The organism is Streptomyces sp. NPDC000345, from assembly GCF_042898825.1.
Taxonomy (GTDB): Bacteria; Actinomycetota; Actinomycetes; order Streptomycetales; family Streptomycetaceae; genus Streptomyces.
In genome coordinates, this window is record NZ_JBIAZE010000027.1 from 47,145 (window position 1) to 59,411 (window position 12,267).

General features: G+C 75.2%; 2 protein-coding genes. Both read right to left on the bottom strand.

From position 1 onward, the window contains the following. Positions 1 to 30: 30 nt before the first annotated feature. Positions 31 to 1,281, bottom strand: a complete 1,251-nt coding sequence (locus ACFY30_RS38665) for an activator-dependent family glycosyltransferase (RefSeq protein ID WP_390849826.1) — start codon at positions 1,279 to 1,281, stop codon at positions 31 to 33. Then, complete coding sequence (locus ACFY30_RS38670; protein WP_390849827.1) at positions 1,278 to 12,215, bottom strand: type I polyketide synthase; 10,938 nt, start codon at positions 12,213 to 12,215, stop codon at positions 1,278 to 1,280. The genes ACFY30_RS38665 and ACFY30_RS38670 overlap by 4 nt, the downstream gene beginning before the upstream one ends. Between the last annotated feature and the right edge of the window lie 52 nt (positions 12,216 to 12,267).

Here is a 12,267-nt window from a genome sequence, read left to right on the forward strand (position 1 = left end):
GTGCGGTGGCCGGGGCCGCCGGCCAGGTGCTCAGCGCACTTCCGCCAGGCGCTCCAGATCGGCCACGAGGTCGTGCGGGCTCGGCATCGCCTCGGACTCGGCGCGCAGGCGCCGGGCCGCCTCACGGGCCTCCGGCTCGCCGACGAGCCGCCGCACCCCGTCGCGGACCTTCTCCACGGTGGCGTCGCCGTGGCGCAGGTAGACGCCCGCTCCCACGCGCTCGAGCGCCCCGCCGCGCTGCTCGTGGTCGGCGATCAGGGTGGAGAGCATCATCTGGGGCACTCCGGCGACCATGGCGGTGGCGAAGGTGCCGTAGCCGCCGTGGTGGATGAGGGCCGAGCAGCTCGGCAGGAGCGTGCTCAGGGCGACCGAGTGGACGGCCCGGGCGTTGTCGGGAAGGGTGCCGAGCTCCTCCAGCTGGGCGGGCAGCAGGGCGGCCACCACCTCGACGTCCTCGTCGGCGAGGGCGTCGAGGATCCGCGGTATGGAGACGTAGTCGCCGCCGTAGTCCTCGGTGTTGGAGGTGCCGAGGCTGAGGCAGACCCGAGGCCGTTTGGGCGCCTCCCGCAGCCAGTCCCACACCACCGCGGGTCCGTTGTACGGGACGTACCGCATGGGCAGGTCGGGGGACGCGGACGGGATCGACAGGGACGGGGGCAGGGTGGTGATGGTGGCCTGGCCGTGCAGCAGTTCCTCGTCGCAGGAGAACCCGAAGGGCTCCGACCTCGCGGCCATCCAGTCGGCGAGCGGGTCGGCCCGTTCCGCCTCGGGCTGCTCCCGCATCAGCTCCAGGTACGTCTGCCGGGTACGGCCCCACACGTCGGAGCACCACATCAGGCGGGCGTGGGCGGCTCCGCTGATCCGGGCGGCGAGGGCACCGGCGTACGCCAGCGGGTCCCGGATCACCAGGTCCGGCCGCCAGCCCTGGGCGAACGCGGCCAGGTCGTCGATCATGGGGTCGTTGTAGGGGGCGAACGCGTACGGGACGCTGAGCGCGAAGCGCTCCTTCAGTTCCGCCCAGTCGACCTGGTCGCGTTCGCAGCGGCTCCAGTTCGCGGTCGCGTAGTCCTGCGACTCCCGGTAGGCGGACATGTCCCGGTGGACGCCGTGGTCGGTGCCGACGGGAACGGCGGTGAGCCCGGCGCGGGTGATGGTCTCGACCGCCAGGGGATAGCTGGCCACCCGGACGTCGTGGCCGGCGGCGCTGAGCGCCCACGCCAGCGGAACCATCAGATACACATGGGATTTCTCGGACAGGCTGACGAACAGGACCCGCATCATGCTCCCTCGGTCGGTCGGGCCGGTGCGCGGCCCGCGGTGTGCGATGGCAGTGCCGTGGCGATCCAGCCGGCGAGGGCGCCCGCCGTGGTGGCGGCGTGGGACTCCATCATCGTGAAGTGGTTGCCGGGCACCTCCACGACGCTGTCCGCGCCGTCCCAGGAGCTCTGCCACTCCCCCGGCGCGAGCGGCGCCTGTCCGGCCACGGTGACGGGCGGCTCGCCGGGCCGCACCAGCAGCACGGGCGCGGACAGGTCACCCGGGTCCCATTCGCCGATCATCCGGATGTACCAGCTCATGGCCGACAGCCGGTCGGTGTCCATGTGGGCGAACATCGACTCCCGGTCGAACATCCCGCCCAGCATCTCGGCCGAGAACCGGGTGAACGGCGAGTCGGCGCGCGGCATGTAGGTGTCGAGCAGGGCCACGCCCAGCGGCGGGTGCCCCGACCGTTCCAGACGGCGGGCGGCGGCGAGGGCCAGGATGCCCCCGGACGACGACCCGGTCAGCACGAACGGCCGGCCGTCCGCGCACCGCAGCACCCACTCGGCCTGTGTCGCGGCCACCACGTCGAGTGTGGCGGGCAGCGGCTCGCCGCGCCCGAAGCCGGGTGTGGGGAGCGCCCACACGTCCTGCCGGCCGCGGAACGCGGAGGCGAACCGCGCGTACTGGTGGACGCCGGCCAGCGCCACGTACGAGCTGAAGCAGATGAGCGCGGGGCCGTCGTCGCCGGCGGCCAGCCGCAGCCCTGCGGCCGGTCCGGTCAGGTCGGAGGGGGACGCGAACACCGGCCGCAGTTCGGCGACCGCCTGCAGCAACGCGAAGCCGTCGTCGATACGGCCCTGTTCGCAGGCGGTGCGGAACAGCGCGCCCACGGTGTCCTCCGGGCGGGCGGTGTGCCGGCCCGTCTCGTCGCCGGGCGGGGCCGCTGCCTGGTCGTCCGGCCCGGCGAAGGCCGCGCCCGCGAACCGTCCGGCCAGTTCGGCGGCGAGCGCGTGCGGGGTGTCGAGATCGAAGACGAGGGTCGCGGGCAGCCGGAAGCCGGTCAGGGACCCGAGCCGGTTGCGCAGTTCGACGGCGGTCAGCGAGTCGAAACCGAGTTCCGCGAAGTGGCGGTCGGGCAGCACCTCCTCCGTCGAGTCGTGCCCGAGGACGGCGGCGACCTGGTCGCGGACCGTGTCCAGCAGCACGGCGAGCCGCTCGGGGCCGGAGAGGCCCGCGAGCCGTGCGGACAGCGACCGTCCGCCGTCGGCCGGCGCTCCCGAGGCCGCCGTGCGGCGCACGGCGCCACGGGACGCGGTGGCCGGGGACTGCCCGGCGACCGCGACCACGGCCGCGTCGGGAGCGGTGACGGCGGCGTCGAAGAGGGCGAGGCCGGCTTCGGCGGTCAGCGGCAGCATGCCGGTCCTGGCCATCCGTTCCCGGTCGGCGGCGCCGAGCCCCGCGGTCATGCCGCTCTCGGCCGCCCACAGTCCCCAGGCGATCGAAGTGGCGGGCAGTCCGTGCGCCCGCCGGTGCAGGGCGAGTCCGTCGAGGAAGGCGTTGGCCGCGGCGTAGGCGCCCTGTCCCGCGGCGCCGAAGGTGCCCGCCGCCGAGGAGAACACCACGAACGCGGACAGGTCCCGGCCCTGCGTCAACCGGTGCAGATGCCAGGCCGCGTCGGCCTTGGGCCGCAGGACCGCGTCGGTCTGAGCGTCGGTCAGCGAGGTCAGGGTCGCGTCCTCGACGACACCGGCGACGTGCACGACGGCGGTCAGCGGGTGCTCGTCGGGTACACGGTCCAGCAACTCCTCAAGCCGGTCGGGGTCGGCGGCGTCGCAGGCGACGAGGGTGGCCTCGGCGCCGTGCGCGGCCAGTTCGGCGAGCAGGGCGTCGGCGCCCGGGGCGTCCGCGCCGCGCCGGGACGCCAGCAGCAGCCGGCGCGCTCCGTGCGCGGTGACCAGGTGCCGTGCCACCAGGGTGCCGAGGGCTCCGGTGGCACCGGTGACGAGGACCGTGCCCGCGGACGCGAAGGGGGCCACGGGCGCGGTGTCGTCGTCGGGGGCCGGAGCCGGTGCGGTGAGGTGGGGCACCAGCAGTGCGCCGTCCCGTACGGCCGACTCCGGGAGGGCGGCGGCGATCGCGGCCGCGACGGTGCCGGGTGAGCCGTCGCCGTCCGCCGCGGTGGGCCCTGCCAGGTCGAGCAGCCGCACCCGGTCGGGGTGCTCCAGCTGGGCGGACCGGACGAGCCCCCACAGCGCGGCGGCGGCGAGGTCGCCGACGTCCTCCGCCTCGGTGGTGGCGAGGGCCCCGCGGGTGACCAGGACCAGACGGGAGTCGGCGAACCGGTCGTCGCCGACCCACTGCCGGACGAGGCCGACGGCCGAGGCCAGCAGTGCGCGCGTGGCCTCGGGGGCGGGCCCGGCGGCGGTGCAGGCGGTGAGGACGACCTTGGGCGCGGCGGTGCCGGTGTCGACGGCGGCCGCGAGCGAGGCGAGGTCGGCGTAGCACTCCAGGTGCACGCCGGCCGCGTCCAGTGTCTCGGCGAGACCGCCGTCGCCCTGCCCGAGCAGCGCCCAGCGCACGGTCTCGGGGGCCGGGGCGGCGGGCTGCGGGTCGGCGTACCGCCAGCGCCGCACCTGGAGCGGTCCGGGGGGAGGTGGCGCGCCCTCGGCGGCGTCCTGGAGCTGACCGGCGGCGATCCTGCGCAGCAGCAGTCCGTCCGCCGTGGCCACCGGCCGGCCGTCGGGGTCGGCGACGGTGACCGTGTACTCGTCCGGGCGGCCGGTGGGCGCCAGCCGGACGCGCAGCGCGCTCGCGCCGGTCGCGTGGAGGGAGAAGCCGCTCCAGGTGAACGGCAGGGTCGCCCCGGCCTCTTCGTCGCCGGGGGCGTCCAGCGCCCTGACGAGCAGGGTCTGCACGGCTGCGTCGAGCAGGGCCGGGTGCAGCCCGTAGCGAGCCGCTTCGGCCCGGTGGGACTCCGGCAGCGCCACCTCGGCGAACAGCTCCTGGCCTCGCCGCCACACGCGGCCGAGCCCCTGGAACGCCGGCCCGTAGTCGAAGCCTGCGGCGGCGAACGGCTCGTACCAGTCGGTCTCCCCCGCCGGGTCCGGTAGGACCGGGACGGCGTCCGGCGGCGGCCAGGAACCGGCGTCCTGCGGCACCGGCCCGGGGTCCCCGGCGAGCAGGCCCTGAGCGTGACGGGTCCACGGCTGGTCGCCGGTCGCGTCGGCGGCCCTGGAGTGCACGCTGAACGGGCGTCGGCCGTCCGAGTCCTCCCCGCCGAGGGCGAGTTGGAGCTGTACGGCGCCGCGTTCGGGCAGCACCAGCGGGGTCTCCAGGGTCAGCTCGGCGACCTGGCCGAGACCGACCTGGTCACCGGCGTGCACGGCCAGTTCGAGGTAGGCGGTGGCGGGCAGGATGGTACGGCCCAGCACACCGTGGTCGGCGAGCCATGTGGGGGTGCGGGCCGACAGCCGCCCGCTGAGGACGAGCCCGCCGGTGTCGGCGACCCTGACGGCGGCCGACAGCAGCGGGTGCCCGGCGCGCTCCAGCCCGGCGGCGGTGACATCACCGGTGTGGCCGGCGGCGTCCAGCCAGTAGCGGCGCCGCTGAAAGGCGTAGGTCGGAAGCACCACCGGTGCTGTGAGCGGAAGTTGACTCGCCCAGTCGACGTGAGCTCCGTCGGTGGACACGGTGGCGAGGGCGGCGAGGAGCGAGGTGGCCTCGGGCCGGTCCTTGCGCAGCACCGGCACGAGCACCGTGGCCCCGGCGTCGTCGAGCGACGCCTGGGCGAGAGCGGTGAGGGTGCCGTCCGGGCCGAGCTCGACACAACGGCCCACGCCCTGCTCGGAGAGCGCGCGGACGGCGTCCGCGAAACGCACCGGCCGACGCACATGACTGACCCAGTGGTCCGCCGACATCAGCTCATCGGCCGTGGCCGCCTTGCCCGTCACCGTCGAGACCAGGAGCAGCCTCGGCCGCTCGTAGGTCAGGCTCTCCGCGACCTTGCGGAAGTCGGCCAGCATCGGCTCCATCAGCGGCGAGTGGAAGGCGTGGCTCACCCGCAGCGCCGTGACCTTGCGGTCCTGGGCGCGGAAACGGCCCGCGATCTCCTCGGCGGCCTCCGCCGCACCCGAGATCACCACCGACTGGGGGCCGTTGACCGCCGCGACGCCCACCTCTTCACCGAGGAACGGCAGGACCTCGTCCTCGGTGGCCTGGAGCGCCACCATCGCGCCACCGGCCGGAAGCGCCTGCATCAGCCGGCCCCGCGCCACCACCAGACGACACGCGTCCGCCAGCGACCACACCCCGGCCACATGCGCGGCCGCGATCTCACCGATGGAGTGACCGGCGAGCACGTCGGGGCGCAGGCCCCAGGACTCCAACAGGCGGAACAGGGCCACTTCGAGGGCGAAGAGGGCGGGCTGGGTGAACTCCGTCCGGTTCAGCAGGTCGGCGTCCTCGCCGAACACCACCTCCCCGAGACCGAAGGGGAGTTCCGCATCCACGGCGTCGAAGGCCTCGGCGAAGACGGAATAGGTGTCGTACAACTCCCTGCCCATGCCCAGGCGCTGGGAGCCCTGCCCGGCGAACAGGAACGCCGTGCGCGCGTCTCGTCGTGCCGTGCCCGTCGCCGCGTTCACCGCCTCCTCACCGGAAGCGACCGCCTCCAGTCCCCGCAGCAACTCGGCGCGCCCGGAGCCCCAGACGACAGCGCGGTGCTCGAACAGCGACCGCGACCGCGCCAGAGCACCGGCGACCTCGGCGGCACCCAGCCCCTCGTCACCCGCCACGAACTCCGCCAGCCGCCCGGCCTGGGCCCGCAACGCCGGGCCCGTACGGCCCGACACCACCCACGGCACCACACCACCACCGAGCGGCGCACTCACCGGCTCGGGCTCCGCCGTGACGGGCGGCTCCTCCAGCACCACGTGCGCGTTCGTGCCGCTGAGCCCGAACGACGACACACCGGCGCGGCGCGGCCTTCCCTCCACACCCGGCCACTCGGCAGGCTCCGTGAGCAGGTGCACCGCACCCGCCGACCAGTCCACGTGCGACGACGGCTCGTCCACGTGCAACGTCCGCGGCAGCACACCGTGCCGAAGAGCCAGCACCATCTTGATCACACCCGCCACACCCGCGGCGGCCTGCGTATGACCGATGTTCGACTTCACCGACCCCAGCCACAACGGCCGTTCACGATCCTGACCATACGTGGCCAGCAGTGCCTGCGCCTCGATCGGATCACCCAGCGCCGTACCCGTACCGTGCGCCTCCACCACGTCCACATCCGACGGCCGCAGACCGGCACCCGCCAGCGCCTGCCGGATCACCCGCTGCTGCGAAGGACCGTTCGGCGCCGTCAGACCATTGGACGCACCGTCCTGGTTCACCGCCGAACCGGCCACCACCGCCAGCACATCCCGCCCCGCCGCCCGCGCGCCCGACAACCGCTCCACCAGCACCAGACCCGCACCCTCGGAGAACCCGGCCCCGTCCGCGGCGTCCGAGAACGCCTTGCACCGGCCGTCCCCCGCCAGCCCCCGCTGCCGGCTGAAATCCAGGAACAGACCCGGCGTCGACATCACCGTCACCCCACCGGCCAGCGCCAGATCACACTCCCCCGCCCGCAACGCCTGCACCGCCAGATGCAACGCCACCAGCGCCGAGGAACACGCCGTGTCCACCGTCACCGCGGGGCCCTCCAGACCGAGGGTGTAGGACACCCGGCCGGACATCACGCTGGCGGTGTTGCCGGTGCCGAGGTGGCCCGCGACCTCCTCGGCCGTGGCGGGGTCGAGGGGGCGGGATGCGTAGTCCTGGTAGTTGGTGCCGGCGAAGACACCCGTGCGCGACCCGCGCAGCGTGGTCGGGTCGATGCCGGCCCGCTCGAGCGCCTCCCACGCCAGCTCCAGCAGCAACCGCTGCTGCGGATCCATCGCCAGCGCCTCACGCGGCGAGATCCCGAAGAAACCGGGGTCGAAGTCGGCGACGTGGTGGAGGAATCCGCCGCCGCGGGTGCTGGCGCGGCCGGGGACGCCGGGCTCGGGGTCGTAGAGGGCGTCGACGTCCCAGCCGCGGTCGTCGGGCCATGCGGTGATGGCGTCGGTGCCGTCGGCGAGCAGGCGCCAGTAGTCCTCGGGGGTGTCGGCCCCGCCGGGGAAGCGGCAGCTCATCGCGGTGATGACGATGGGGTCGTCGGCGGAGGCGCGCGGGGGCGCAAGCACGGCGTCCGGAGTGTGCCGGGCGGCCGGGGCGAGGGCGGTGCGGAGGTGTTCGGCGAGGGCGGTCGGGGTGGGGTGGTCGAAGACGAGGGTGGCGGGCAGGGGACGGCCGACGGCGGCGCTGAGGGCGTTGCGGAGTTCCACCGCCGTGAGCGAGTCGAAGCCGAGTTCGCGGAAGGAGCGGGTGGGCTCGACGTCCTGGGGGCCGGCGTGGTTGAGGACGACGGCCGCGTGGGCGCGGACGAGTTCCTCGAAGGCGGCCCGCTGTTCCGGTTCGGCGAGTGCGGCGAGTCGCCGGGTGAGGTCGCCGGTGCCGGCGGTGTCGCCGTCGGCTGCGTCCCGGGGGTCGTGGTCGGGGCCACGGCGGGCGGTGAGGGCGCGCCGGGCGTCGGGCAGGTCGTCGAGGAAGGGCCGGGGCCGGGCGGTGGTGTAGGCGTGGGCGAACAGGTCCCAGTCGATGTCGGTCACGGCGAGGGTGGTGTCGTCGTGGTCGAGGGCCTGTTGCAGGGCTCCGAGGGCGAGGTCGGGGTTCATGGGGCGTACGCCGTGCCGCTGGAGACGTTCGCCGACGGAGCCCTCGGCCATGCCGCCGTCGGCCCAGGGTCCCCAGGCGATGGCGGTGGCGGGCAGGCCGCGGGAGCGGCGCTGTTGGGCGAGGGCGTCGAGGAGGGCGTTGCCGGGGGCGTAGTTGGCGTGGCCGGGGGCGCCGATCGTCCCGGCCGTCGACGAGAAGAGGACGAACGCGGAGAGGTCGAGCCCGGTGGTGAGGGCGTCGAGGGTGCGGGCGCCGCCGACCTTGACCCGCAGGACCTCGGCGAGCTGTTCGGGGGTGAGGGTGGTGATGACGCCGTCGCGCAGGACGGCGGCGGTGTGGAAGACCGCGGTGAGGGGTCGTTCGGCGGGGACGGTGGCCAGCAGGGCGGCGAGCTGGTCGCGGTCGGCGATGTCGCAGGCGGCGATGTCGACGTGTCCGGCGCCGAGTCCGGTGAGTTCGGTGCGCAGTGCGGCGGCGCCGGGGGCGTCCGGGCCGGTGCGGCTGACCAGGAGGAGACCGGGGGCTCCCTGGCGGGCGAGTCTGCGGGCGACCTGGCGGCCGAGGGCGCCGGTGCCGCCGGTGACGAGGACGGTTCCGGTGGGGGTCCAGTCCCGGGTGCCGCCCAGGCCGCCTGTCGCCGCGCGGTGGAGGCGGCGGGCGAGGAGGCCGGTGTCGCGGACGGCGAGCTGGTCCTCCTGTCCGACGCCGGCGAGGGCGGCGGTGAGGCGGTCCGCGGCGACGGAGTCGAGGGTGGCGGGCAGGTCGAGGAGGCCGCCCCAGCGCTGTGGCTGTTCGAGGGCGACGACGCGGCCGAAGCCCCAGACGAGGGCCTGCTCCGGGGCGGTGACGGTCTCGGTCGGGCCGGTGGCGACGGCGCCTCGGGTGGCGAACCAGACGGGTGCGTCCTGGCCGAGGTCGTCGAGGGCCTGGACGAGGGAGACGGTGGCGGCGAAGCCGCGGGGCAGGCCGGGCAGGCCGTCGTACTCCTCCTCGTCGAGGGCGAGCAGGGACAGGACGGCCTGCGGCCGGTCGGGTCCGGTGGCGCGCAGGGCGTGCGCGACGCGGTCGCGGTCGTCGTGCGGGGCGACCGGGACGGTGACCGGTTCGGCGCCCGCGCGGGCGAGGGCGTCGAGGACGGCGGCGCCGAGGGCGTGGCGGGGGTGGTCCGGGTCCTGGTGGTCGGCGGGCAGGGCGACGAGCCAGCGTCCGCTCAGGACGGGGGCGGGGGCGGCGGGCAGGGGCTTCCAGGTGACGCGGTACCGCCAGGCGTCGACGGTGGCGTTCTCCCGGCTGCGTCTGCGGTAGTCGCTCAGGGCGGGCAGGACGGTGGAGAGGGTGTCCTGGTCGAGGTGGAGGGCGGCGGCCAGCGGGGCGGTCTCGCCGTTCTCGACGGACTCCCAGAAGCGGGCGTCGAGGTCCGTGCCGGTCGCTGTGGCGGGCGGGGTGAGCTGGGCGGGCGTGGGCCAGTAGGTGCGGCGCCGGAAGGCGTAGGTGGGCAGGTCGACGCGGGTGGCGGGGCCGGCGAGGGCCGTGCAGTCGGCGGGGGCGGCGCCGCGGACGCTCAGCTCGGCGAGGGAGGTGAGGAAGCGGCGTGGGCCGCCTTCGCCGCGGCGGAGTGTGCCGGTGACGACGGTGCCGGTGCGGCCCTCCTCGTCGAGGGTGTCGCGGACGGCGGCGGTGAGCACGGGGTGCGGGCTGGACTCGACGAAGGCGCGGAAGTCCTGTGCGGCGAGGGCCCGTACGGCGTCGGCGAAGCGGACGGTGTGCCGCAGGTTGTCGTACCAGTAGGGGGCGCCGAGGTGCTCGGTGTCGAGCCAGTCGCAGGTGACGGTGGAGAAGAACGGCACGTCGGCGGCGCGGGGGCGGACGGCGGCGAGGTCGGTGAGGAGCCGGTCGTGGATCTCCTCGACCTGGGCGGAGTGGGAGGCGTAGTCGACGGGGATCCGCCGTGCCTGGGCGCCGGCGGCGGTGAGTTCGGCGACCAGGTCGCGTACGGCGTCGGCGTCGCCCGAGACGACCACGGAGGCCGGTCCGTTGACGGCGGCGACCGACACCCGGCCGGCCCAGGGTGCCAGCCGTTCCCGGACGTCGGCGACCGGCAGCAGCACCGAGGCCATGCCGCCGTGTCCGGCGAGGGCGGTGATGGCCCTGCTGCGCAGGACGACCACGCGGGCGGCGTCGTCCAGGGTGAGGGCCCCGGCGACGCAGGCGGCGGCGATCTCGCCCTGGCTGTGTCCGACGACGGCGTCGGGGCGGACCCCGCGGGACTGCCAGAGGCGGGCCAGCGACACCATGGTCACGAACAGCAGGGGCTGGACGACGTCCACGCGGTCGAGGGTGGGGGCGTCGTCGGCGCCGCGCAGCACGGCTTCGACGGACCAGTCCACCCAGCGCTCGACGGCGGTCGCGCAGGCGGTGAAGTGGGCGCGGAACTCCGGTTCGGTGTCGAGGAGTTCGGTGGCCATGCCGGGCCACTGGGGGCCCTGACCGGGGAACACGAAGACGGTACGGCCGTCCACGTCGGCCACGCCCTGGACGAGACCGGCCGCCGGGGAGCCCGCCGCCAGGGACTCCAGGCCGCGCAGCAGTTCGGGGCGGTCGTCGGCGAGGAGCACCGCGCGGTGTTCGAACGCGGAACGGGTGGCCGCGAGCGACCAGGCGAGGTCGTGCGGGGCCACCGTCTCGTCGGCGCGCAGCCGGGCGTGCAGGGCGGCGGCCTGGGCCCGCAGTGCGGTGGCGCTGCGTCCGGAGACGACGTACGGCAGTGTGGTGCGCGACGGGGCGGGGGGTTCCCCGGGGGGCGCGGCCGGTTCGGGGGTGGGCTGTTCGAGGATGACGTGGGCGTTGGTGCCGCTGACGCCGAAGGAGGAGACGCCGGCCAGGCGGGGCCGGTCGGCGGCGGGCCAGGGGCGGGGCTCGGTGAGGAGTTCGACGCGGCCCGCCGTCCAGTCGACGTGGGTGGTGGGCCGGTCGACGTGGAGGGTGCGGGGCAGCAGGCCGTGCCGCATGGCCAGGACCATCTTCATGACGCCGGCGACCCCGGCGGCGGCCTGGGTGTGGCCGATGTTGGACTTGACCGACCCGAGCCACAGGGGCTGTTCGCGGTCCTGGCCGTAGGTGGCGAGCAGGGCCTGCGCCTCGATCGGGTCGCCGAGCGTCGTGCCGGTGCCGTGTGCCTCGACCGCGTCGACGTCGGCGGTGGACAGCTGCGCGTCGGCGAGTGCCTGCCAGATGACGCGCTGCTGGGCGGGGCCGTTGGGGGCGGTCAGGCCGTTGGAGGCGCCGTCCTGGTTGACGGCGCTGCCCCGGACCACGGCGAGCACCGGGTGCCCGAGGCGGCGGGCGTCGGCCAGCCGCTCCACCAGCAGCATGCCGGCGCCCTCGGCCCAGCCGGTGCCGTCGGCGGCCTCGGCGAACGCCTTGCAGCGGCCGTCGGGGGCGAGGCCCCGTTGCCGGCTGAACTCCAGGAAGAGGCCGGGTGTCGACAGCACGGTGACACCGCCGGCGAGCGCCAGGTCGCACTCCCTGGACCGCAGCGCCCGTACGGCGAGGTGCAGGGCGACCAGGGAGGAGGAGCAGGCGGTGTCGACGGTGACGGCGGGGCCCTCCAGGCCGAGGGTGTAGGAGATGCGGCCGGAGACCACGCTGGCGGCGTTGCCGGTGCCGACGTGTCCTTCCAGGCTCTCCCGGGAGGCCAGCAGCAGCGCGGGGTAGTCCTGGCCGTTGGTGCCGGCGAAGACGCCGGTGCGGGAGCCGCGCAGGGTCGTGGGGTCGATGCCGGCCCGTTCGAACGCCTCCCAGGAGATCTCCAGGAGCAGCCGCTGCTGGGGGTCCATCGCCATGGCCTCGCGCGGCGAGATGCCGAAGAAGGAGGCGTCGAAGTCGCCTGCCGCGGCGAGGGCGCCGCCGGAGGTGCTGTACGTCTTTCCGGGGCGGCCGGGTTCGGGGTCGTAGTGGTCGGCGAGGTTCCAGCCGCGGTCGGTGGGCCACTCGGTCACGGCGTCGCCGTCGGAGGCGAGCAGCCGCCACAGGTCCTCGGGCGAGTCGGCGCCGCCGGGGAAGCGGCAGCTCATCGCGACGATGGCGACCGGTTCGCGGGAGGCGGACTCCGCCTCCCGCAGTCGCCTGCGGGTCTCGTGCAGGTCTCCGGTGACCTTCTTGAGGTAGCTGAGGAGCTTCTCCTGCTCGTTCACGCGTACTCCCCCACCTGGAAGGTCGTGTCGGTCGTGGCGGTGGCCACGGTCG

Bases quoted from the DNA above. Each gene is read 5' to 3' on its own strand.
- ACFY30_RS38665 (WP_390849826.1), bottom strand. From the start codon at position 1,281: ATGATGCGGGTCCTGTTCGTCAGCCTGTCCGAGAAATCCCATGTGTAT.